Annotated in this window: 24 protein-coding genes; 1 reads left to right on the plus strand and 23 read right to left on the minus strand. The window is 35.7% G+C overall.

Features of this window, described 5'->3' with window-relative positions; all coding sequences use genetic code 11:
* Nucleotides 1-329 precede the first annotated feature (329 nt).
* The 12 genes from fdhF to HYG86_RS02085 form a co-directional block, all read right to left on the minus strand.
* A complete protein-coding gene (gene fdhF, locus HYG86_RS02030) occupies nt 330-3,014 on the minus strand; it encodes a formate dehydrogenase subunit alpha (protein WP_213169063.1) in 2,685 nt (894 codons plus the stop codon).
* 24 nt (nt 3,015-3,038) lie between these two features.
* Nucleotides 3,039-4,832 carry an NADH-quinone oxidoreductase subunit NuoF gene (gene nuoF, locus HYG86_RS02035; protein WP_213167302.1) on the minus strand — a complete coding sequence of 598 codons (1,794 nt, stop codon included), beginning with the start codon at nt 4,830-4,832 and terminating at the stop codon, nt 3,039-3,041.
* Nucleotides 4,833-4,845: 13 nt separating this feature from the next.
* Nucleotides 4,846-5,220 (minus strand): (2Fe-2S) ferredoxin domain-containing protein, encoded by a 375-nt coding sequence (locus HYG86_RS02040; protein WP_246451863.1) that lies wholly within the window; start codon nt 5,218-5,220, stop codon nt 4,846-4,848.
* Entirely contained in the window at nt 5,217-5,774 is a 558-nt protein-coding gene (locus HYG86_RS02045; protein WP_213167303.1) for an ATP-binding protein, read from the minus strand. The genes HYG86_RS02040 and HYG86_RS02045 overlap by 4 nt, the downstream gene beginning before the upstream one ends.
* The gene (gene nuoE, locus HYG86_RS02050; protein ID WP_213167304.1) at nt 5,775-6,281 is read right to left on the minus strand and encodes an NADH-quinone oxidoreductase subunit NuoE; all 507 of its coding nucleotides are present in this window, start codon (nt 6,279-6,281) and stop codon (nt 5,775-5,777) included.
* A gap of 82 nt (nt 6,282-6,363) precedes the next feature.
* Entirely contained in the window at nt 6,364-7,101 is a 738-nt protein-coding gene (locus HYG86_RS02055) for a PHP domain-containing protein (protein WP_213167305.1), read from the minus strand.
* Entirely contained in the window at nt 7,094-7,429 is a 336-nt protein-coding gene (locus HYG86_RS02060; protein ID WP_213167306.1) for a hypothetical protein, read from the minus strand. Before HYG86_RS02060 ends, HYG86_RS02055 begins: the two co-directional genes overlap by 8 nt.
* Entirely contained in the window at nt 7,426-8,661 is a 1,236-nt protein-coding gene (locus HYG86_RS02065) for a [Fe-Fe] hydrogenase large subunit C-terminal domain-containing protein (RefSeq protein WP_213167307.1), read from the minus strand. The genes HYG86_RS02060 and HYG86_RS02065 overlap by 4 nt, the downstream gene beginning before the upstream one ends.
* Nucleotides 8,662-8,673: 12 nt before the next feature.
* Nucleotides 8,674-9,114, minus strand: coding sequence for an ATP-binding protein (locus HYG86_RS02070; protein WP_343064175.1), 441 nt, complete (start codon nt 9,112-9,114; stop codon nt 8,674-8,676).
* Entirely contained in the window at nt 9,104-9,460 is a 357-nt protein-coding gene (locus tag HYG86_RS02075; RefSeq protein WP_213167308.1) for a DRTGG domain-containing protein, read from the minus strand. Before HYG86_RS02075 ends, HYG86_RS02070 begins: the two co-directional genes overlap by 11 nt.
* A gap of 127 nt (nt 9,461-9,587) precedes the next feature.
* On the minus strand, nt 9,588-10,319 hold the full coding sequence (locus HYG86_RS02080) for a hypothetical protein (protein WP_213167309.1): 732 nt from the start codon (nt 10,317-10,319) through the stop codon (nt 9,588-9,590).
* 2 nt (nt 10,320-10,321) lie between these two features.
* Nucleotides 10,322-11,053, minus strand: a complete 732-nt coding sequence (locus tag HYG86_RS02085) for a polysaccharide deacetylase family protein (protein WP_213167310.1) — start codon at nt 11,051-11,053, stop codon at nt 10,322-10,324.
* A gap of 137 nt (nt 11,054-11,190) precedes the next feature.
* Here HYG86_RS02085 and HYG86_RS02090 point away from each other — a divergent pair, with 137 nt between their 5' ends.
* Nucleotides 11,191-11,619, plus strand: coding sequence for a ferritin-like domain-containing protein (locus HYG86_RS02090; protein ID WP_213167311.1), 429 nt, complete (start codon nt 11,191-11,193; stop codon nt 11,617-11,619).
* Nucleotides 11,620-11,749: 130 nt separating this feature from the next.
* Here the strand turns inward: HYG86_RS02090 and HYG86_RS02095 are convergent, their stop codons facing one another.
* From HYG86_RS02095 to HYG86_RS02145, 11 genes are all read right to left on the minus strand, one after another.
* Nucleotides 11,750-12,421, minus strand: a complete 672-nt coding sequence (locus HYG86_RS02095; RefSeq protein WP_213167312.1) for a cytochrome c biogenesis CcdA family protein — start codon at nt 12,419-12,421, stop codon at nt 11,750-11,752.
* Between the two features lie 123 nt (nt 12,422-12,544).
* Complete coding sequence (locus HYG86_RS02100; protein WP_213167313.1) at nt 12,545-13,396, minus strand: energy-coupling factor ABC transporter ATP-binding protein; 852 nt, start codon at nt 13,394-13,396, stop codon at nt 12,545-12,547.
* Between the two features lie 12 nt (nt 13,397-13,408).
* The gene (locus HYG86_RS02105; RefSeq protein ID WP_213167314.1) at nt 13,409-14,107 is read right to left on the minus strand and encodes an energy-coupling factor transporter transmembrane component T family protein; all 699 of its coding nucleotides are present in this window, start codon (nt 14,105-14,107) and stop codon (nt 13,409-13,411) included.
* The gene (locus HYG86_RS02110) at nt 14,108-14,785 is read right to left on the minus strand and encodes an energy-coupling factor ABC transporter permease (RefSeq protein ID WP_213167315.1); all 678 of its coding nucleotides are present in this window, start codon (nt 14,783-14,785) and stop codon (nt 14,108-14,110) included.
* 33 nt (nt 14,786-14,818) lie between these two features.
* Nucleotides 14,819-15,523, minus strand: coding sequence for a YetF domain-containing protein (locus HYG86_RS02115; RefSeq protein WP_213167316.1), 705 nt, complete (start codon nt 15,521-15,523; stop codon nt 14,819-14,821).
* 104 nt (nt 15,524-15,627) lie between these two features.
* On the minus strand, nt 15,628-15,849 hold the full coding sequence (locus HYG86_RS02120; protein ID WP_213167317.1) for a hypothetical protein: 222 nt from the start codon (nt 15,847-15,849) through the stop codon (nt 15,628-15,630).
* A 194-nt stretch (nt 15,850-16,043) separates the two neighbouring features.
* Nucleotides 16,044-16,517: a PRC-barrel domain-containing protein gene (locus HYG86_RS02125; RefSeq protein ID WP_213167318.1), complete on the minus strand. Its 474-nt coding sequence runs from the start codon at nt 16,515-16,517 to the stop codon at nt 16,044-16,046.
* 81 nt (nt 16,518-16,598) lie between these two features.
* A complete protein-coding gene (locus HYG86_RS02130; protein ID WP_213167319.1) occupies nt 16,599-17,915 on the minus strand; it encodes an MFS transporter in 1,317 nt (438 codons plus the stop codon).
* 306 nt (nt 17,916-18,221) lie between these two features.
* Entirely contained in the window at nt 18,222-19,721 is a 1,500-nt protein-coding gene (locus HYG86_RS02135) for an IS1182 family transposase (protein ID WP_213165665.1), read from the minus strand.
* A 301-nt stretch (nt 19,722-20,022) separates the two neighbouring features.
* Nucleotides 20,023-21,672: a tetratricopeptide repeat protein gene (locus HYG86_RS02140; RefSeq protein ID WP_213167320.1), complete on the minus strand. Its 1,650-nt coding sequence runs from the start codon at nt 21,670-21,672 to the stop codon at nt 20,023-20,025.
* Between the two features lie 205 nt (nt 21,673-21,877).
* Nucleotides 21,878-23,164, minus strand: a complete 1,287-nt coding sequence (locus HYG86_RS02145) for a bifunctional folylpolyglutamate synthase/dihydrofolate synthase (protein WP_213167321.1) — start codon at nt 23,162-23,164, stop codon at nt 21,878-21,880.

Raw genomic sequence — 23,164 nt, forward strand, 5'->3', positions numbered from 1 at the left:
CAGAAACCTGTTTCATAAGTAGCATGCTGGGTCAAAGGCTTAACGGAAACGTCTATATCCTGTAATCATGCTGGGTCATTAGGGAAATTAGGAATTTCTATTCTGAAGCTGATAAGTAATACCTATAGGAATAGCTTTAATTACAACACGGAGTTAAATCTGTTTTTTTAAGATCTATTAGTAGGATTGTTAATTTGTAAGAATTTTTATTTGTTAAAACATTGCTGGAGTCATTTTTCATTGAGACTTTCACGGTTAAGATCAAAAAGAAAATAGACATATCTTGCTACGTAAAAAGCAGTAACGCTGTTGCGTTACTGCTTTTTATACTATAGCTTCTCCACTTTTACTGCACAGGACTTTAGTTCTGGTGTTTTGGATACTGGGTCAGTGGCTGGGTTTGTTAAGAGGTTAACAGCTGCTTCCGAGAAGTGGAATGTCATAAATACTACATTTGGTGCCACTTTTTCTGTAAGTTGAACCTTTGTAGTTAGCTCTCCCCTTCTTGATGTAACCTTCACCATTTCTCCGTTTTCTATCCCTAGTTTTTTAGCAGTTTTGGGGTTTATTTCTAGTAGTTCTTCATTCCTATGAGCCTTCAAACCTTTAGCTCTACGGGTCATTGATCCTGAATGGTAGTGGTACAGTGATCTACCAGTTGTAAGTATAAGTGGGTATTCACTGTCAGGGATCTCTTGTGAATCCCTATGTGTTACAGCTTTAAATTTCCCTTTACCTATTGGGAAAGCATCCTTATGAAGATAGGGTGTCCCTGGATGATCAGGTGTTGGACAAGGCCAATGTAAGCCATTTTCCTCTAGCCTATCATAGCTAATGCCACCATATGATGGGGTTACAAGGGCTATTTCTTTCATTATATCTTCAGCACTTTGATACTCCCAGTTAGCCCCAAGACTATTTGCAATCTCAGTTAGTATCAACCAATCGGGTTTTGCTTCACCCCTAGGGGAAATAGCCTTTCTTACCCTTTGAACCCTTCTTTCTGTATTTGTAAAAGTTCCATTTTTTTCTGCAAAGGTCACAGCAGGCAAGACAACGTCAGCCATTTGAGCAGTCTCAGTTAAGAATATGTCTTGAACAACTAAGAAGTCTAATTTATTCAAAGCTTCAACAACATGTTTTGAGTCTGGGTCTGTAAGAACTGGGTTTTCACCCATTATATACATAGCCTTTATGGTACCTTCCATGGCTCCTTCGAGCATGCCTGAAATTGTAAGACCTGCTTTATCAGATAGTTTTACACCCCATGCCTTTTGGAATTTTTCCTTTACTTCTGGGTTTGTTACCTGTTGGTAGCCCGTATATACAACTGGAAGGGCACCCATATCACATGCACCTTGAACATTATTTTGTCCTCTCAGTGGATTAACACCTGCGTGTTCCCTGCCTACATTTCCTGTGGCAAGGGCTAGATTGGCAATGGCTAATACACTATCAACACCTGTTGTATGTTGGGTTATACCCATTGTATATAGTACTGCTGCACCGTCACATTCAGCGTATATTTTAGCAGCTATTTCTATATCTTCTGCTCTCACTCCACAGATTACGGCAACCTTTTCTGGAGTATAATCTCTAACTGCTTCTTTTACAGCTTCGAAGTTTTCTGTTCTTTCTTCTATATAACTCATATCAATTAAGTCATCTCGAACAATTACGTGCAACAGACCGTTTAAAATGGCTATATTAGTACCTGGGCGTATTTGTAAAAACACATCTGCATACTTAGCAATTTCAATTCTTCTAGGGTCAATAACTACAAGTTTTGCACCTTTTTTTACTGCCTGTTTAACCCTTATCCCAATTACAGGGTGTGCTTCTGTTGTATTTGATCCAATTATTAAAATCCCTTTTGTATCGGCAATCTCTGCGATTGTGTTTGTCATTGCCCCGCTACCTAACGAAGTGGCTAGACCAGCCACAGTTGCAGCGTGTCAGAGTCGTGCGCAGTGATCAATGTTATTTGTGCCTAGTACTGATCTAAAGAATTTTTGGAATAAGTAGTTGTCTTCATTTGTACAACGGGCAGAGCTTAGGCCAGCAAAGCTATCAGAGCCATGTTTTTCTTTAATTAAAGATAACTTATTTGAAATAAGCTCCATAGCTTCTTCCCAAGATGCTTCCTTGAGTTCTCCATCTTTTCTTATAAGAGGTGTTTTTAGTCTATCAGGGCTGTGTACAAAATCCCAACCAAATCGCCCTTTTACACAAAGATGGCCATGATTTACTGCACTGTCAAAGTTGCTAGTTACCCCAACAATTTCGTCACTTTTCACTTCAAGGTAGTAGTTGCATCCTACACCGCAATAAGAGCAGGTTGTTAGAACTTTTTCAGTTTCCCAAGCTCTAGCCTTTCCCTTTGAGATTTTTGATGTCAATGCACCTACTGGACAAACGGATACGCATTGTCCACAATAAACACAGTTTCCTAGTTCTAGTTCCTTATTAAAGGGAGCTGAAATTGTTGTGTTAAATCCCCTGTTTGCAAAATCAATTACGTTATTTCCTTGGATCTCATCACATATTCCTACACATCTTCCGCATAGAATACATTTTTCATAATCCCTTGCTATAAATGGGTTAGGATCTTCAACATACCTTTCACTTACTTCCCCTTCAAACCTGCTGTCTTCAACACCATAATCATAGCTATATTCCATGAGCTTACAAGTGCCCGCAGCTTCACATGTCATACAATCTTGAGGGTGGTTTGCAAGTAGCAGTTCTAGTATATGCTTTCTTGCTTTTGTTACTTTCTCACTTTTAGAATGGACTACCATACCATCATATACTGGAAATACACAAGAAGCTGGGAGATTTCTGTTTCCTTCAATTTCCACTACACAAATCCTACAAGATCCAGAACTTTTTATTTGTGGGTGGTGGCAAAAGGTAGGTATCTCAACACCTGCATGTTTTGCTGCTTGTATAACAGTGCTACCTTTGGGGACAGACACCTTTTTACCGTCTATGGTTATGGATATGTGTTCCATCATCTCACTTCCTCTCCATGGGTTTTATCCTTTATATATTGCATTAAACTTGCACTTTTCCACGCACGCCCCACATTTTATGCAAACTTCAGGGTCTATTTCATGTAATTTCTTCACTTCACCTGTTATAGCGCTTACAGGACATACTTTCTTGCATAGAGTACATGCCTTACAAAGCTCAGGTTTAATTTTATATGTTGTAAGGGAAGAACATGCTCCAGCAGGACAACGTTTGTCTTTGATGTGTGCTTCGTATTCATGACGGAAATATTGCAAGGTGCTTAGAATTGGGTTCGGAGCTGTTTGCCCTAGCCCACATAGTGAGGTTAGTTTTATGCTCTCTCCTACTTCTTCAAGGAGTTCTATATCACCTTCTTTTCCTTCACCTTCTGTAATTCGCTCTAGGATCTCAAGCATCCTTTTTGTTCCTTCTCGACATGGCGTACATTTGCCACAGGACTCACTTTGGGTGAAGTTTAAGAAAAATTTGGCTAAGTCTACCATGCATGTGGACTCATCCATAACAACAAGGCCTCCAGAGCCCATCATTGCGCCGGCATCTATAAGGGAGTCATAATCTACGGGTAGGTCTAAAAGTTCCTCTGGAATACACCCTCCTGAAGGTCCTCCTATTTGGACCGCTTTAAATTTCTTGTTATCTGTTACTCCTCCACCAATGTCATAGATAATTTCCCGCAGTGAGATACCCATAGGTACTTCTGCTAATCCCGTATTATTTATTTTACCAGTTAAAGCAAAAACCTTTGTTCCTTTACTCTTTTCAGTGCCTATTGAAGCAAACCAATCTGCACCTTTTTCATATATAACAGGAACATTTGCAAATGTTTCTACATTATTTATGTTTGAAGGTTTATCCCAAAGTCCCCTTACTGCAGGAAATGGTGGTCTTGGTCTAGGCATCCCTCTCTTACCCTCAATTGACGCCATAAGAGCTGTTTCTTCACCACAAACGAAAGCACCTGCTCCTTCTTTAATCTGTAGTTTAAAGCTAAAGCCCGATCCTAGGAGGTCATCCCCTAATAGTCCAAACTCTTCTGCCTGATTTATTGCTGTACGAAGTCGTCGTATGGCTAAAGGATATTCTGCCCTTACATAAACATAGCCTTCATCTGCCCCTATGGCATAACCAGCTATTATCATACCTTCTATAAGGCTATGGGGGTCACCTTCAAGGATACTTCTATCCATAAATGCTCCTGGATCTCCTTCATCTGCATTACAAATTATATACTTTTTGTCGCTTTCAGACTTGCTTGCGAATTCCCATTTTAAACCAGTTGGGAAGCCACCACCGCCTCTACCCCTTAGTCCTGATTTTTTCATCTCTTCCACTGCTTGCTGTGGGGTCATATCATTTAATACTTTACCTAAGGCTTCATAGCCGCCTTTGCCTATATACTCATGTATATCTTCAGGGTTTATATATCCACAGTTTCTTAAGGCTATCCTTAACTGTTTTTTATAAAAATCTATTTCCTTATAAGAAGGGATTTTTGTCTCGCTTTGAGGAGGAGAATATAATAATTCCTTTACAATTCTACCTTTTAATAAGTGCTCATTAACTATTTTTTCTGTATCTTCTGGTGTTACCCTTGTATAGAAAGTACCCTCAGGGTATACAATTGCTACGGGTCCCATCTCACAAAAACCATGACAACCTGTTTCCACAACTAAAAATTCATTTTCTAAATTATTGCTATCTAAGTTACTCTTAAATCCATCTACTACTTTATTTGTTCCTGATGATACACAGCCAGTACCAGAACAAACCAAAATGTGTCCACGATAAATAGACATTTTGTTACCCCCTTTACTGTTTTTCTATTCTCCCAATTACTGCTTCCTTAACAATATTGTTATTAACTATATGCTCAGCTACTATTTTCCTCGCTATATCCTTTGTTACTAGTCCATAGGTTATTCTATCTTCCCCTGGGATAATCACATCAATTAATGGTTCATGTTGACACATACCAATACAGCCTGTTTGTGTTATGTTCACCTTTAAGTTTCTTTTGTTTATCTCTTCGAGAATAGTAAGCATCGCATCCCTTGCGCCTGCAGCGATTCCACAGGTTCCCATACCTACTATAACTTGAACACCTGTATTTTGCCTGGTTATTTCGTTTCTTTCTTGCTCTACCCTTAGCCTTCTTAAATCTTCTAAGCTTTTAATTTTACTCATGATTTATCTTCCTCCTTTAAAAGGTGGTAAAAATTTTCTCTTAAATATTCCCTGAGCCATTCAATTACCCATGCCTCAGAAACATGGCTCTCCCCGATGTTTTCGTATACATCTTGTGATTTTAAAGTGAAGCTTTTTTCATCAGTTGATATACTAATGTTAAATTCCACATTAGGATTAAGTATCAATAATGAGATATAGGTATCTTCTAACTTACCAAAGGGAGGTCTGTCCCAGTGGTTTAGTAAAAATGAGAAGTTTAGCCTTGTGCCTTGGTTCTCTTGGGAATCTATGTTAAAAAACCCTCCACTTTGCTCAGAAAGCATCTTAGTAAATGCTAAGCCAAGGCCAACTGACCTTGTTGTCCTTGTGGTATAAAAAGGGTCAGTACACCCCTTTGTTATCTCTTGACTCATTCCCTTGCCGTTATCATTAATGGTAATTATTAATAAATTCCTCAGGATGTCTTTTTTTATTTCTATTTGAACTTTTGTAGAATCTGCAGCTATTGAATTTTGGACAAGGTCTAGAATAATTTGGGATATATCTTGCATTTAATTATTCTTATATTGCTCTAATATTTGAGGGATAGCCTCTGGGGTTAGCCTCCCGTGGGTATCATCATTGATCATAATTACTGGTGCTAAACCGCAGGCTCCTATACAGGCTACAGGTTCTAGGGTAAATTGAAGGTCTTCAGTAGTGCCTCCCTTTTCCACATTAATTTCCTTTTGGATACTTTCAAGTATCTTTGCTGCACCTCTAACATGACATGCTGTTCCAAGGCAGACTCTAATGATGTTTTTCCCCCTTGGTTTTAGGTGAAATTGAGAGTAAAATGTTGCAACACCATAAACCTGACTTAATGGTAAGTCTAAACCATCGGCTATTCCAGCCATTACATTTTCAGGTAAATATCCATACAGGTCTTGAGCTTGTTGTAAAACAGGGATCAGTGCACCTTTCTTCCCTCTAAATTTCTCAAGTATTCCTTCTAGACTCACCCACTTTTCATCTTTAATTTTACTATTCGATGCCCCACAACAACTATTTCCTTGCATACTTCCACTCCTTTCTACTACATAATTGTTAATATTACATATCTATTAAAATATTAATCTAGGATTTGACATGTGTTAAATCCTAAAGTTGATACCAGTTCCTTTTTTCTTCTTTACAGAATGCTTTTTTAATTTCTAAGATACTAATTTCTGCTATTTCAAACACAACTGGATATACACCTATATCATCTATATAATGTGCATCACATCCTTTATAGACTATTTGATTTTCCAGACAATATTCTTTTTTTAGATTTCTTATATTACATGTTTTGGATACTTCTAGTATGTTGTTTTGCTGCTCACTTTCTATAATACCTAAAGTAGGCAGTAGCCCGTTTTTTCTTCTATCCACATGGGCAGGTATAGCTAGTCCACTAAGGGCAGCAACTAAATTATTAACTTTATCTATGCTATAACTACTCCTTTGCAAAAGTAATTTTTCCTCAAACCCAGTTATATTCTCCTGAAAGTCAACTATGACTTGTTCGCCGAAAATTTCAGGGTCGTTTGGTATATGTAAAAGGGAATTGTAAATCATCTCACCTAGGTTTTCAGCCCTATCTATATCATCAAAATAGCATAGAATATGAACCTCTTCATTGGTTTCCACTTCAATACCATAGATTAGCTTAATTCCAAACTCTTGTTCTAAGCTTTTAAAGGCCCTTAGGTTCTTCGTTGAATTATGGTCAGTTATGGCAATAAAATCCAGTCCCACGTCTTTAGCTTTTTTAAAAATGGACCTTGGCCCCATTTCTAAGCTTGCACAAGGGGACAGTACTGAGTGAATGTGTAATTGTCCTTTGAATCTATTCATTTGGCCCTATACCTAAGGTATAGAGTTTCCCAACTAGATCAAAGGCCGTTGTGTCTGAGTAAAACAGGTTAACACTTTTATCTTTTGCTGCTTTTATGGTATTTTCATCTACTTCACCTAAAACTATTACTGCTGCTAGTTCAGCTAGCAGGGCAACAGCAATAGTATTGACATGCCCTTGATGTGTCACCCATACCCCACCTTTTTTACTATTACCTATAACTAAGCTTAAGAGGTCTGTACAAAGGCCAGAGGTAATTTCCTCATTTGGATTATCAATATTTAAACCTTTGATAGGCAGTTTAGCGGCCAAATCTTTTACTATCATTTTTTAGACTCCTTTTTTTGGAAAACACAGTTTATTTCTTGTGTGGTCCCTTGAATTTTATCTTCAGCATGTGCTCTACAAGTAGGAGCACCACATGCTCCACAATCAAATCCAGGCAAACAATCCAATATTTCTTGAACTTTATTTGCAATGGATATCGCATTTAAGATATCGCTATCATACTTAAGTATTTGTCTTGGTTTTAGAGCAGTCTGCCAGTCAAAATACTGTGGTGGAACTTCTAAGAGTTTTTGTTCATCTAAAGCGCCACCTATTGATTCTGCTAGTTTTCTTACTCTAACCCGTGCTATAAAAGGATTCTCTACAACAGCGGGTCCACCGACACATCCACCTACACATGCCCAACATTCTATATACTCAACATCAGTTAACTTCCCTATCTCTATTTCCCTAAGAATTTTATTCACCTGTTCAATACCATCAATCACTACGTTGTCTGAGCAACTGATGGCTAAACTCTCTCCACCAGCTCTAGCCCATCCATAACCTAAACCCTTTGCCTTCAAATCTTTAGGTTTACACTTATCTGTTTGGGTAAACTTCAATATGTTTCCGTACAAGTCAACTATAGACAAAACCCCATTAACGGTGGATATTTCCCTTGCCACTGGCTGCTTTACAGCAGTCATTTTTGCAGGACAAGGTGAAATATAAAATATACCTATCTCATGGCTTTCATATCCCTTCATTAACCCCAGGTCTAGTGCCATCTGCCCAGCAACTTCTAGTGGTGATTCCACTGGAATTAGGTATTTGATTAAATCAGGGTACAAAGCCTGCACTAGCCTAATAACCGCAGGACAGGATGCAGATATAAAGGGTACTCCTTTATGATTACGTAAAACTTGCTTTATAGCTAAAGAAACGTATTCACACGCTAAAGCAACGTCAACAACTTCATCAAAACCCAGGGACATAAAAGACCCTAATATTTTATTAGGATTTACGGTTTTTCCAAATTGACCGAATATTGCTGGGTCTGGTAAAGCAATCTTATACTTATAGTTTTCTAAGTCCGTTAAGCTATCCACTTTACCGGTTTTTGCATGGTTTGGGCATACCCTAATACACTCCCCACAGTCGATACACCTAGAGCCAATGATTTCTGCTTTTTCTTTGACCCTTATGGCTTCTGTGGGACATACTTTAACACAAAGGGTACAGCCATTACAAAACTTCTCCCTAAGTTGAACAGAATGGAAATATTCCAAGTAATCTCCCCCCTATAAATAAACGGTGGCTACTAAGGTTGTTCCTATTCCTAACGTGGACTCTACTTCTAAATAATCAGCACATCTTTTAATATTTGGCAGTCCTATGCCTGCTCCAAAACCCATTTCCCGAATATCATCAGTAGCAGTTGAAAAACCTTCTAACATTGCTTGCTCAACGTTAGCTATACCTGGACCGTGATCTTTTGCAATAATCTTAACCTGGTCTGGGTAAAACTCACAGGATATTTCCCCTCCAAGGCTATGAATTACCAAATTCATTTCCGCTTCGTAGCTTATTATAGCTATTCTCCTCAATAATTCTGGGCCTATTCCTATTAATTGCAGTGATTTTTTTATTTTACTAGATCCTTCTCCAGCCCTTTCAAAGTGCATGGCTAAAACTTCTGTTTTTACTATATGGGTGTGTGTTGCTGTCTCGCTACTCATCATTGGGACCGCAAGCCTTTAAACCCATTTGATAAAGTAGTCCACAGCACTCAAACATTGTTTTTTTACTTGTAATTATAGGTATATTGCAATCTTTAGCTAGGTCAATTATTGAATTTTCAACCTTTTTTCCCCTTACTACTATTATTGCGCCTAGATCTGCTATTTCAGCTGTTCTTACAACTTGAATATTTGCTAGTCCAGTAAGCAGTAAGGTTTGACTTTGGGCAAATGCAAGTACATCACTGAGTAAATCAGCCCCGTAAGCCTTATATATTTCCCTATCAAGTAATTCGTCACCGAACAATATTTCTCCTTCAATAAGTTCACAAATTTTCAATAATTTCATTATAATTCCCCTTTCATGCGAAATTATTCACTAATGGGCCGATTTTTTTCTCCCCAAATTTTGGGGAGAGTAACAATTCGAGTATAACATTGGTAATAGATTTTATCAATACCTTTTGTGCTTTTTTTTACTTACTTTTTATAAAACTAAAAAGTACAGTAAAGTACTCATCTCTATCCTGGTTGCTAGATGTTTGAGTCCATGTGTCATATTTACTTATGACTTGCAAAATATCATTTAATATCTTTTGTTCACTTATACTATGTATTTCATTTAATCCACTGTGGTTGCTAAGTGTCTTAACTTCACCTGTTAAAAAATATTCATGTGTTTTCTCTAGTACTTCCTCAAATACTAAAAGTGTGTGTTCAACTACTGCTTTTTTATCCTCATCATTGTCTTTAATAGTGATAAAAGTTTCAGGAATTATGTATTCTGCAAGAAAGTTATCAAAACCTAGCTCCCGCTGCTTATTCAAGCTGTTTTGAGGACTATCTTTGTCTAAATACAATCCAGTAATTACTCTAATTACATCGTCTTTTATCAATATGGCCTCAAACTCGCTTTCTTGAAGATTCTGTCCGTGGGTCTGGGCCCCTCCAAGTGTTGAAAACACACCATTTTGAATCAAAATAATTTCTCTAGCTTTTAGTACCACTTCAGTTCCTTCCTCCACCACATTAACATCTTCATCGCCTTTGGGATTTGTAATAGTTGGTTGAGTTTCTCCACCAAACCTTATTAGTAATGTCTCAAAATACTTACCCATGGGATATGCCACCACTAGGGCAAGTAAGGAGATTGCTATTATATGACCTATGTACTTTTTATTTCCCCTACTACTATACCTTCGTCTCATTATTAATTCCTCCTTTGCTGTTCACCATTTATATTTACTGTGTAATTTTCTATGTATATCATATTTTCAACTGAGCATATAATATAACTTTCTTCTTGTAAGTATCTAATAATTATATTAATTGCGTCTGGTGTATATATACCAGTGTTAAAAAGAATTATTGACCCCTCAGTTGCACCACTTCTAACCCTTTCAACTATATCTGATACTCCTATTGCCTTCATGTCATTTGAATCTAAATCCCATAGAACAGTGAATATTCCCATCTCCTCAGCCACATATATAATCTCCTGGTTTACTGTGCCTTCAGGCCTTATTGTTTTTAGTTTTTTCCCCGTTGTTTGTTCTAATTTTTGTGAAACAGAGTATAACTCTTCTTTTATCATTTTCCTTGTAAGATTTTTAATTTTTATTTGGTTAAATGCTAACAGACCAACCTCAGATCCAATTTCATTTATTTTAGATATTGTTTCTGGGTTATCCTCAATAAGAGTTTTGGTTATGTAAAATGTTGCAGTTACGTTATTTTTATCTAAGGTATCTAAAATAGCAAAGAGTTCATCATCTATTTTATATATATTAAAAGTTAATGAGATTTTCTCATTTATTTTAACCCTAGAAATGGGAATAAACTTGCTTTCACCAGCTAAAGTCATAACTACTCTCTCCCCTGCAGAATAAGTAAGGCCTAATATCATGACCATAACCATGAAAAGCAGAAAATATTTTTTCATTATCTCACCCCCAAGTACTAATATGTATTATAATTTATTGAAATTTATAACTTTCTATCTGTAATTATACTAATTTATGCCAATTATAATTATCTTGAAAAAGTCACATGCTATATAATAGAAAGGAGTGAAATACTGTGAAAAGTTCTCTGAAAAAATTAAATAATTTATTGGCGGAAGAATATTCTATGATAAATAGTTTTGACAGCTATTTAAACAGCATACCAGACGGTGAAGACAAGGAAGAATTAACAACTATTATGATGAATCATGAACATAATGCTTCACAGCTAAGAAGTCAAATCGAAGCCCTAGGTGGTAGACCTAAGGATAGTGTTGCTTCTAGTAATGAAAGCATGAATATTCAAAGTGGCTCAGACAGAACAGTTATAGAAAAAGTTCTAAAACAAGCACACCAACAAGAAAGATCCACTGTAGAGCTAGCCCAAGAAATCACTAGAACTAAAATAGATGAAGATACAAAATATGTAATCCAAGAAATAGTTGACGTAAACAGAACCCATCTAGCAACAATCGACAGGTTACTAAAAAGGCATAACGCATAAAACTAGACTTTGCGCTAAAAGATAAACGTCCTTCGTTAGATCAAAAGCCCAGATACCCCAACGTATTAGATACGCTGCGGTTCTGGGCTTTGCTACGTCTCAAAGCTTAAATACCTGGGTTATACCCTTACTATGTCTTAATCCAAAACTGATACAATATATAAAGTCCCACAAATATTAGTTTTGTGCCTAGGACAAAATTAACTTTTTTTGTGGCAAATTTTGAATTAAAGATACTTTGCATTGAGCTTCCTATGAGTGCTACTGCCAATACAGGTATGGCCCTGCCAATTCCGTAAGCAAGTAAAACTGAAATTCCAGTAATTATGTTTGCTTCTACCATAACATAACTAATTATTGTTAGAAGAACAGGCAAGGTGCATGGAGCTCCTAAAATGGCAAAAGGAATCCCGAGGATAATTCCTGTAGTTATACCTTGTCCCTGTCTTTGCTTTTTCTTCGGCACCAATACGTATGTAAGATTTAACCTTACTTTTAAAATGCCCATCATTTTTAAGCCCATGATAATTGAAATTGCACTAATGATGTAATAAGCTATCTCTAAATTAAAAAATGCTTTGCCTAGTCCCGAAAATACTACTCCCACAACCATTAGGGTTAAAATCATACTTACTAAAAAACTTGTTACTACTTTTAGTTTTGAAAATAAGTTCTTTTTATCCTGCAGAGTATATGAAGCAAGTAGCATAATAGTAGGCAAGCTACAGGGTGTTACACCACTTAATAAACCTAGCGAGAAAATAAAGCCATACGTACCAAGTATTCCATCATTTGTTCCCATAATTTATCCCCCAAGCCAGTTTTAATATGTATAAGAAATATATTGTTAATTTATGTGTTATAGAACATTTTTTAGAAAATGAGTTTATAGGTGTTAAAAATAAAAAAAGCGCTGATAGCGCTTTTAGTTAACTTTTTTATAGTTCAGTATATTATTATGTGCCTCTAGTATCTTGTTTGCCCCGTCTAAGGGACTTTCTGGATATTCTATTGGGAAACCCATGTTGATAAGTTCTTTAAACATCTGGTATAACTGTGGTTGAATTAGGCTTGCATCGGTAAGTAATTTTTGGTTTTTGAAAATTTCTGCTCCCCTAGCTTTACCTGCAACCTCGCCTTTATTAAAAACATAAGTTATGTCACTTATGGACGATACTAATTCCATGGCGTGAGTTGTTATAATTAAGGATGTTCCATGATGACTATTAAAGTGGTTGATCAAATCTATTATGGACTTTGTAGACTTTGGATCTAAACCGTTGAAGGGCTCATCTAACAGTAGAATTTCGGGGTTTGTAACTAAGGCACCAGCAATTGCTACTTTTTTCTTTTCACCACCACTCAAATAGTGGGGAACCTTGTTTGCCAACCCCTCTAGATTTAGCTCAGATAGAATCCACTGAACCCTTTCCTTGATTTCTTTTTCAGGCAATTTATTATTGCGCAGTGTTAAAGCTATGTCATCAAATACAGTTGGAGCAATAATTTGTTCGTCTGAGTTTTGGAAAACCACACCTACCTTTTCTCGGAAGGTGTGGAATTTTTTATATGGATTTATATCAAAAACACTTAATTCTCCTTCTATCGACTTCATAAGCCCAATAATACCTTTAAAAAGCGTTGTTTTACCTGAACCGTTACATCCTAAGACAACAGTTCTTTTGCCTTTTTCTGCAACAAATTCTCCCATAAGCTGCACCTTTGTTTTATCTGGGTATATGAATGTGACATCCTTTGCTTTAACTATATGTTCCATTTGCTCCCCTCCTTATACCCAAAAATAAATTAGAACTATAAAAACACTTAAAAATATTGGGTATGCATTCCATATTGTCATTTTTTCTTTTTGTATTTTAATATTCCCAATTTCATAGCCTCGGATGTGGAAAACTTCTTTCATCCTTTCTGCTCCATCTAGGGCTCTGATAAAGGTTATAGCCACAGCTCCACCAATATTTTTCAGGTTCCTCAGTATAGATAATCTACCATACCCACCTTTAATTTTAATGGCTAAAATCAAATTTGATATCAGGTCATGGAAAATGAAAAAAGACCTATAGGTAAAAAATAATCCATCAACCAAAAATCCAGGCAAAAAACCTTGTAGCACAGAAAATAAATTGTAAATGGGTGTAGTTACAAATATCAAAATCATAGTTGTAGCTATGGCAACAGCTTTTGTTATCAGCCAAAAACCACTAACCTTATCATATCCAAGACCCAAAACTAACAGGCCAGAAAAGAAAATTGGATAAAAAAGCAACGGCAATATTTTAAAAATAGGAATCCTATTTACTATCATGACTATAAATAGCAACGCCAGTGTAGCATAGGGAAAATAAACAGATTTAGTAGTAAGTATTAAGATAGTATTAGTTATAGCGAAGAGTAGTTTAAAAGACGTATTACTAGAATGTATCGGGCTTTTTTCCTGTGTGGCAATATAATCAATGACCTCTAGTCCCACTTAATTTCCACCCTTTAGTAAGTAATCTGGCCTTATCTTTCTAAAATAATTCACCACTATGGAGCCTATAACAACCTCAATAATGGCTCCTATTGATACAATACCTAAAACAAAAACAGCAAAGTCTGTATTATTAAAGTTACTATATCTTGCAATAGCTTCTTGATCATGTGTGTGTATAGCTATTTCAGGGGGAATCCCTCCTAGGGTTACCACTGTAACCATAAGGGCAGAGGAAGCAAGTATCATTATAGCAATTGCTATAGCTAAGCTCACGTTCCAGTTTACTCTTTTATTTAATAGTAGTGAAAAAACACCATAACCTATGATAATTTCTGTACCCATTATCAGGGTATTAACTCCTACAACTGTAACCCCTCCATGGCCAAAAACCCCAAGAATAAGGTTTACTAAGAAAACAGAAATAAACCCCAATTTAGGTCCTAATATTAGTGCTGTTAAAATTGACAAGTTTATGTGAAATGGCAATGGCCCTAAAGGTATTGACATAACAATAAGTGTTAAGGCAGACATAACACCTAGTTTAGCAACATTGTTAAACAGTTCTTCTTTTTTTGTGCTCAAAACTACATACCCGATAATAGCGAAGGTAAGTAAAAAACCAAGTAGTATTAAACCCCAATGTAGTACTCCATCAGTAATATGCAAATGACTCAAAGTGAACACCTCCGATTAATTTTATTTATTATATTAGTACTTTAACTTTTGCTCTTTAATTCTTGTTTTTTTCGGTGAGACACTAATTTTACCTTTTTCATAAGTGGCAACAAAAACTTCATCAACTCTTTCAAAACCCATTTCTTTTAACCTTGCTAGTATTTGAACTTTTTCTAGGTTACACCTATATAAGTTCTCTTGTTGAAGTTTACCATCAACTATAAGCAATACAGGTAAACTCTCCTCTTCTTCAATGACTGTCCCCTTCTCAATAGGTTGGTATTGTTGTTTTTTGAGTATACTCATTTCTCCTGTAGGTTCTAAAATGGCAAATGCCACTTCATCTATGTTAAATATCCCTTTAGCCCTAAGCATTGGAAACAAGTCATTTACAGTAAACCTTATGGTCTTCATGTTTTCCCCTATAACTACACCGTTTTGAATTATCACAGTTGGTACATTTGTGATGAGATTACTAAACTTCCTACTTCTAATTTTACCATAAGTGATAATGATTTGTAATAAGCCAAGGACAAAAATAGCAAAAATTGTGGGCCCATGCTCTATGGATGGATCGGCTAAATCTGCACCAGCCACTGACCCAATGGTTATAACTATAACAAAATCCAGCACTGGAAGTTCACCTATACTCCTTTTACCCATAAATAATGTGACTAACATAAGTATAGGTATTACAGTTATACTTCTCAGCATTGTAACCAGGTACTCGTTCATCATATACACCTCAAAGATATTATAGCCATTTTTTACCCATATACTACAATGGATTGTTATTTAATAGCCACCTGATCATAGTAGATGCAAAAAAAAGAAAGTAGACGTTACTGTCTACTTTCAAGAAGTTCTTTTATGTCGTCATAATTTAGTCCACCATGAAATCTTGGCAGGTTATTAACTAGTGTAATAGGAAGTGTAACAAGACCACTGTCAACCATTTTTAAGATTTCCGAGTATTCTTGTACATCATCAGAAAAGATATCCACGAATTCTATATTTGCTTTACCAGCAAAGTCTTTTGTAAGTTTTTCTTTGATTGAATTCACTTCTGAGACAACGTCAAAATTATCGCCACAACCTGTGGCTCCAGATTTAGGGCCTCAACCACAGCTAGAAGTGTTATAAGTAGTTCCTAGTACAACGATTTTGTCCACAATGTATACCTACTTTCTATAGTATAAGTTTTATTTATTATATTATAAATTAGATTATAGTATTTTTCAACCTTCAATAATTAGTTCTACTGATTATAGACAATAACTGCATCTTTGCCTATTGCCCGTATTTTGTCTAGATCAACCATTCCCTTTTCTCCTCCAAATAACGAATTCTTGGCATCGTTTATTGATATGGAAACCATGGCACCCTCTGGGAAACTAAAATTAATTTCTCCCACTTTACCTATTGTAGATCCATTTTCCTGCAAGATATTCCTTCCAATCAAAGTACTGGCTTTAAAATCTGTCAGATCAGTGGGTGTATCATTATTCTGTTCTAAGTCTTCAATGGTTACTGCATCCTTTCCAATACTGTGCACTTGTTCCATTTTCAAAAAACTTTCCGACTTTTTAAAAAGCCCAGCTTTCTCTGCCATTTCTAAGGCAACAGCCTTGCGACTAATGTTGTCAAATAGTATATCTTTTACCTTACCTATCTGTTTTCCATCGTTTAAGTTTATAACGGGCAATCCAATGACATCTTTCGTTTTTAGCATAGTATCAACCTCCCTTATCTATATTATATTATATATTTCAATAATTTAGTTACATATCCTTTTTTTGATAAGGGTAGATTGTTAAAGATTGCTAGCTTTCAACTGTGGCGAATTATTTGTTCTAGCAAGATATTTAAATCTCATTAAAAATGAAAATGAGCCAAATAATCTAAATGATCCGGCTATACAAAGAGCTACATAAATATTAAAGACCTTATAAATATGTGCTCCCAACATAGGTGCAAGCATGGCGGATATACTTATCAGTGTGCTGTATATTGCAATATATAGAGTTCTATCTTCGTCTGGAACAACCTCTAACAAAGAATTAAATAATACCAAGTTAATTCCTGCAACTGCTGTACCCATAAAAAAGTTAACCATAAGTAAAACATACAGATTCCAAGAGATAGCATATAGAAATGGTGACATTGCAATGGCAAAAGTTGCTATAACCACAGTATAATTATTTCCTTTCTTAGTAGCCACTTTACTCCAAATGGGGTAAGTAATAAATGCAGCAAGACCGTTTACTACAGAAATATAGCTTACCCAGGTCCCATCTGCACCAAGGTAGTCAATTTGGTATATTGTAAAAAGAGGCCAACCCATTTGCCAGCCAAAATGAAATAACAATGAGCATATACCAAATAAAAGGAATGGTTTATATTTAAAGATAGTTTTTATGTTAGAAAGTAATTTCTTCTTTATAGCTAGTTCCCTTTGTGTCTTTAAAACCACAGGTTCTTTCATTTTCATATGATAGTAAACTTCATAAACAGCAAAACCACAAGCAAGTACGAAAAAAATCTGATATATCATGATTTCTGAAGAAATATCTACTCCCGTTATTCTCTTAAGTATGGGAAATCCTTTATTGATGTTGTAAATTCTGAGAATCTGCCCAGCAATAAGGGTGACAATTATGCCACATATTGATGTTATTTTGTTTCTGTAAGCAAAAGCCTGTGCCCGTTGTTTCGCAGGTATGGCAGAGGCAATAAAGGACTGCCAGGCTACATTTGATATCCCCCCTGGAAAGTTCATAAGTCCATATGTTAATACTAATGCAAAGACCCTCCACGATGCAGGCAGGTTTGGAGTGATGGCTAGGAGTAAAAAGAAAAATCTAGTTAATGCAATAACATAGCCCGTCACTTTTTTCTTCTCTTGGAATCTATCCACCATGATCCCGCCAGGTATCATAGAAATCACAGACATTAGGGCAGGCAGTGAGCTAAGTAATGCTATCTCATATGCATCTGCACCTAAGGTCTTAGCTAATATTCCAATAAATGGTGTTACAAGATTCATTCCTATGACAGCAAAAATTCCGTTACGTGTATTACATTTAATATTATGATTTATATCACTTTCCGACAGATCTATTTTACTCATTTACACACCCCACATAATAATTAATAGATAATTCAGCACTATCTATTATAGCATAAATTTCGCATAACGGAATATATGCTAAGAAAATATTTTTCCCTTGAGTTCTTTAAATTAATAAAAGGCATAGCCTTTGCTATGCCTCAGAATGAAGACAAACCTAAGAAAAAGTCATTGACCCTAGATGTGCATATTAAAAAGCTGTACAATTAATTCGAGGAGAAAGAGTTAAGTGCTGAATAGCTAAACGGAAGAAGGGGCGAGGAACAGGACGTCAGACTGTGTGGCTAATCTCTAAAAACTCAAAGATTAGCCGTAAATTTCCTGTCTTTTGGTGCAATATGACTTAAACATATAAAAATACAATGATAAAGTGGGTCTAAGAGCTACTAATATCCTTAGTAGTTCTTTCACTCCTATAATATTTATTACTCTTTTAAAATTATAGGCTAGCAAAACTAGGGCTGTCTCTGTAGTTACAGAATCCATCCCTCTTGTTAAAAAATACCCAGCATTCATTGTCCTTTTGATGGTTCCATAAGGATGCTCAACAATCATCTGCCTTTGTAGGTATTTGTCCATATTTGCTTCTGTTCTAGCATCTATAGTATCCAAAAAATCTTGGTTAGGTGACCGATTTATTATCCTGCCTTTGGCTGCAGTGGTGCATTTGCTTTTTGATTCACAGTTTTTACAGGCATCGTAGTTTCTATATTTTATTCTTTTTGGTTCTTTTGATTTGTGGTTTATTCTGCGTAATTCATGGCCCAAAGGACAAATATATAAGTCTTTTTCAGGCACATAAGTAAATTTATCTCCGTAGAAATCTTTGTCTCCTGTGGCGTTAGAATACGACTGTTTTGGCAAATAGACTGTTGTTTCGTTTCTCTCACATTTCATAAGGTCGTCTGCTTGGTAATAGCCTTTATCTGCTGCTACTTCAAGTTTCCTTTTTCCAAATATATCTTTAGCCTTTTCTGCAAGTGAATTTAGATTACCTTGATCTGCGGGATTGTTTGTAACATCATATGCCACTATAATACTATGCTTAGAGTCTACAGCTGTTTGTATGTTATATGCTACAGTAACACCATTGTTTTTGTTGTCCATAAGCCTAGCATCTTCGTCAACTGTAGATATTTCATTACTTTCGCTATCCTGTAGTTTTTTTTCCAACTCTTCAAATTTAATTTTACGCTCCTTGAGTTTTTCAATTTTTTGCTGAATTTCTTCAGGTGTATACTTAAGTTTAGGTGAATCGTCTTTGTCACTGCTTTCTAACAAATCTAGATAGGAATTAACCTTATCTTCGATATATTGTTTGTGTCTTTGTATTTTTTTCTTTGAGAAATTATTCTTCTTTGAATTATTAGCTTGAATTTTAGTCCCATCTATTGCTATGAATTCCTCGCCTAATAGTTTGAGATCCTTACACAACTTAGTAAAATCCTTGAAAACTTGTTTTAGCTGAGTTTTATTTTCTTTCCTGAAATCAGCTATTGTTTTAAAATCAGGTTTTAGTTTTTGTAATAGCCAAACCACTTCTATATTCCTGTGAGATTCTGTTTCTAGCTTTCTAGATGATCTTATGCCATTTACATACCCATATAGATATAACTTCAATAAAACAGAGGGATGATATCCTGGTGCACCTCTGCGGTGTTCCTTTGATTTAGTGAATGCACTCATATTGACCAGTTTTACGTATTCATCAATTACCCTAACGGGATTATCCTCACCTATGTAATCTTCTATGCAGTCAGGAAACATTGTTTTTTGCTTTCTATCTGTACCTTGTATAAATGACATTTAAAATCCCCTCTCCGATATTCTATAACTTAATTATACTACAGAAAAAGGGAAAAGTACTGTATTTACAGTACTTTGTAGGCATTTTAGACATATATTATTGTTTAATTCTCACACAGTCTGACGTTTCGAGAGCTCCATTGAACCATGGACGGTGAATTGGAGCGGTCCCCTTCTGGAGTTTAGATAGAAGCCTTAAGTCTCGACGCAGAATTCTGTACAGTGTTTAATATGCGACATTCATCAAAAATGACTTTGTCATCAGTATAAAAGGCATAGCCGTTGCTATGCCTTTCATACTTTAAAAGTTATATATAACTTTACTTATTTTATTGATTTTCTCTTTCACACCCTTTGTTGACATATTAAATCCTGCTTCTATGTCAGCGTCAGATACTGTTTCCCTAAGAACGAAGCCTACAAGGGCATCTGACCATGTGTCCACACTTTTGATAATTGGGCTTTCTTTTTTCACGTAGTCATTCCATAGAATTTGAGCCGAATAAACTTGTGTCAGTTCATATTGACCTTCAATTTTTTCTATGGCCTTTGTAAGCACAAGTCTTTGGTTTTGGGTCCAATCTTGTTGATTTATAAAAATTTCGCCCTTCCAAAACTCTTCCACAGAAAAAGAATAATTTCCCTCAACTAGTTTTTTATATGCATAATTTCTGCTACTATATGCCTGCCTTAGATCATAACAAAAATCCACAACAGCACCTATATATTTACCATTGTTTAAGCTTATCATTAAATCTACCAAGGGCTCCTTAAGTGAAGTATCTCCTTTGTGTAGGGCCCACACCATAGAGGAAAATAGTCCTTTATCGTCTTTATATTTCTCTATCTCTTCATTAGACAGGTCAGAATCAGAGATTGATTTAATTATATCAAGCAATGAATTATATGGAACTTTTATTTGATATGGTAGCCTTTCGAATTCTTTTTCCTTAGTTACTATTTTCTCTATTAGAGAAATATAGTACTGTGAAAAAGGATTGCCAGGTTCTATTTCCTCTAGCCTTGCCCACTTGTTTTTAGATTCTAATAATTTCTTTTTATTGAAAAGTGAGATTGCCAAAAAATACGTGGCCTTAAAATTTCTATTATCAAGCTGAGTGGTTTGAAGCAATATATTATACGCCAATGAGTCCTTACCTAAGTTTCCGTATGTTATGGCAAGTTTGATATCATCATCTTCGTTTAATGTCTCAAAATTAATGCTCTCAAGTTTTCTTGTAGTATGTCTAAGACTTATTTCATCCTGAATCTCCTGATAAAACCCAACTAAATTACATAGGGCATGAATATTAGAATCATCTATACTTAGGACTTCTTTTGATTTTTTTATGGCCTCTTGTATTTCCCCTTGATAATAGTACGTGAGGGCTAGATTGTTAATTGGTGCCGTTACCTTAGTGTTTATATTCATAGCCTCTAAAAAAACTTCTTCTGCTAGTGCATACTCACCTTTTTCAACTAATTCAATACCTTTTGTACATAAATCTTGTATTTTTTGTACTTCTTTAGCATCTCTAGCTTCCCAGTCATACTCCGAATTTTTTAGCGCAGTTATAATATCTGTGGCTTGCTCGTAGTGTTCACCTTCAGGGCAAAGCTCTAAGTACTTTTGTAAGCATTTCTTAACCATCTTAAAATTATTAAGCTGTCCATAATTAAGACCCATAAAAAACCAGCAATCAAACATGTCAGGGTCAGTTTTTACTATTTTTCTATAGATTGTATTGGACTCAGCGTATTTACCCATCTCAGCTAAAAGAGAAGCTACGTTAAAGTGATTTACACTATTATCTGGCTCTATGTTTACAGCCCTTTTGTAGTATTCTAATGCTTTATGAATGTCATTCTTAAGGTATGACTTGTTTGCCATAGCAAAGTAAAAATCTACACCTTTAGAAATGGGAATTATATGTCCATTTTTTTTAGCCATTTATACACCGCCTTTAAAAACATCTCAATTAAATATATTGTACAAAATATAAGCAATTATAACAAGAAACAATTATATCATTTATTGGTTTTTATTTGCAATAGGTAATTAGTCAAAAGAATCTTTCCCATATTTAAAAAACAAGATCTAAAAAAACTGATTACCCAGTTTTTTTAGATCTTATAGCATGCTTACTATTAAAAAATTATGTTTTGCAGTCCGAACCCATCTCACCCTTTAGATAGTTCCTTGCAGGTCCTACTACGTTAAAGGATCCACAGATACATATTAGATCAGTGCCTAAACTTAGGGCATGTTCTACGGCTCTTTCTATACTGTCGTCTGCATATAGAACGTTTAAACCCATCTGCATGGATTTTGAACTGAGGCTGCTACTATCCATTCCCCTTTCACCTGCTGGTTTGGTTATTATAAAGAGGTTCTGTTCAGATTTTAACAAGTTCAACATTTCGTCAGTATCTTTGTCCTTAAATATACCTATGACAAAGGTTGTTATTTCATTTTTAAGGTATGCCTTTAGATTTTTCTGTAGTATCAGCATACTTTTAGGGTTATGTGCAACATCTAAAATAACCGTCTTGTCTTTTAACGTGATAATTTCAAATCTTCCTGGCCAGTTAGCATTTTTTAATCCTGCTTTTATTGCACTATTACTTATATTTTTTTTCTGCTTTAGTATATCCAATATGGTTATTACAAGGCGTACGTTCTCAAACTGATGTTCACCCAAAAGCCCAAGCTCATATTTTTCTCCATTATATATAAAACCCTGCCCCATAAGCTCAGTTTCACAGGTTTTTATATTTACATTTGCTGCTTTGTAAACAGGTGCATTTTTTTTACTGGCTTGAGAAGTGATAACCCGTTCTGCCTCTTCTTCCATAACACCTACAACAATAGGTACATTATCTTTGATAATACCAGCTTTTTCAAAGGCTATTTCCGAAACTGTATTACCTAGTATGTCCGTGTGGTCTAAGTCTATGTTTGTTATTGCCGCAACTTCTGGAATAACAATGTTAGTGGCATCAAATCTACCACCTAGTCCCACTTCTAACACTACGTAATCTACTTTCATATCTGCAAAAAATTTAAATGCAAGGGCCGTAACAACTTCAAATTCAGTGGGTTCTCCCAGGGGATGGTTTTTAAATTGGTTTATTATTTTTAAAAAGTTCGGAAAGTAGTTTTCAAGCTGCAAATCAGTTATTTGCTCATTGTTTATGGTTATCCTCTCATTGAACTTATACAAGGCAGGGGATATATATACCCCCACCTTATATCCTTGTTCAATCAGTACAGAGGAGACCATATGACATGTTGACCCCTTTCCGTTTGTTCCCCCAACGTGTATAAAGCAGAGCTTATCTTGTGGGTTTCCTAACCTTTCACAAAGATCTTTCATTCTCTGGCAACCATCACTATTCATTCCAAATCTAGGGAGGGATTGAATTAGGTTAAGCATCTTCAT

It is taken from the genome of Alkalicella caledoniensis (assembly GCF_014467015.1).
GTDB classification, from domain to species: domain Bacteria; phylum Bacillota; class Proteinivoracia; order Proteinivoracales; family Proteinivoracaceae; genus Alkalicella; species Alkalicella caledoniensis.

What these genes read in the sequence shown, in the direction of transcription:
- HYG86_RS02040 (WP_246451863.1), bottom strand. Translation starts at nt 5,220, where the DNA reads ATGAGTAAAATTAAAAGCTTAGAAGATTTAAGAAGGCTAAGGGTAGAG.
- HYG86_RS02140 (WP_213167320.1), bottom strand. Translation starts at nt 21,672, where the DNA reads ATGGCTAAAAAAAATGGACATATAATTCCCATTTCTAAAGGTGTAGAT.
- HYG86_RS02145 (WP_213167321.1), bottom strand. Translation starts at nt 23,164, where the DNA reads ATGAAGATGCTTAACCTAATTCAATCCCTCCCTAGATTTGGAATGAAT.
- nuoF (WP_213167302.1), bottom strand. Translation starts at nt 4,832, where the DNA reads ATGTCTATTTATCGTGGACACATTTTGGTTTGTTCTGGTACTGGCTGT.
- HYG86_RS02070 (WP_343064175.1), bottom strand. Translation starts at nt 9,114, where the DNA reads ATGATGAGTAGCGAGACAGCAACACACACCCATATAGTAAAAACAGAA.
- HYG86_RS02135 (WP_213165665.1), bottom strand. Translation starts at nt 19,721, where the DNA reads ATGTCATTTATACAAGGTACAGATAGAAAGCAAAAAACAATGTTTCCT.
- HYG86_RS02055 (WP_213167305.1), bottom strand. Translation starts at nt 7,101, where the DNA reads ATGAATAGATTCAAAGGACAATTACACATTCACTCAGTACTGTCCCCT.
- nuoE (WP_213167304.1), bottom strand. Translation starts at nt 6,281, where the DNA reads ATGCAAGGAAATAGTTGTTGTGGGGCATCGAATAGTAAAATTAAAGAT.
- HYG86_RS02100 (WP_213167313.1), bottom strand. Translation starts at nt 13,396, where the DNA reads ATGGAACATATAGTTAAAGCAAAGGATGTCACATTCATATACCCAGAT.
- HYG86_RS02095 (WP_213167312.1), bottom strand. Translation starts at nt 12,421, where the DNA reads ATGGGAACAAATGATGGAATACTTGGTACGTATGGCTTTATTTTCTCG.
- HYG86_RS02080 (WP_213167309.1), bottom strand. Translation starts at nt 10,319, where the DNA reads ATGAGACGAAGGTATAGTAGTAGGGGAAATAAAAAGTACATAGGTCAT.
- HYG86_RS02075 (WP_213167308.1), bottom strand. Translation starts at nt 9,460, where the DNA reads ATGAAATTATTGAAAATTTGTGAACTTATTGAAGGAGAAATATTGTTC.
- HYG86_RS02125 (WP_213167318.1), bottom strand. Translation starts at nt 16,517, where the DNA reads ATGCTAAAAACGAAAGATGTCATTGGATTGCCCGTTATAAACTTAAAC.
- HYG86_RS02045 (WP_213167303.1), bottom strand. Translation starts at nt 5,774, where the DNA reads ATGCAAGATATATCCCAAATTATTCTAGACCTTGTCCAAAATTCAATA.
- HYG86_RS02085 (WP_213167310.1), bottom strand. Translation starts at nt 11,053, where the DNA reads ATGAAAAAATATTTTCTGCTTTTCATGGTTATGGTCATGATATTAGGC.
- HYG86_RS02115 (WP_213167316.1), bottom strand. Translation starts at nt 15,523, where the DNA reads ATGATGAACGAGTACCTGGTTACAATGCTGAGAAGTATAACTGTAATA.
- HYG86_RS02130 (WP_213167319.1), bottom strand. Translation starts at nt 17,915, where the DNA reads ATGAGTAAAATAGATCTGTCGGAAAGTGATATAAATCATAATATTAAA.
- HYG86_RS02060 (WP_213167306.1), bottom strand. Translation starts at nt 7,429, where the DNA reads ATGATAGTAAAAGATTTGGCCGCTAAACTGCCTATCAAAGGTTTAAAT.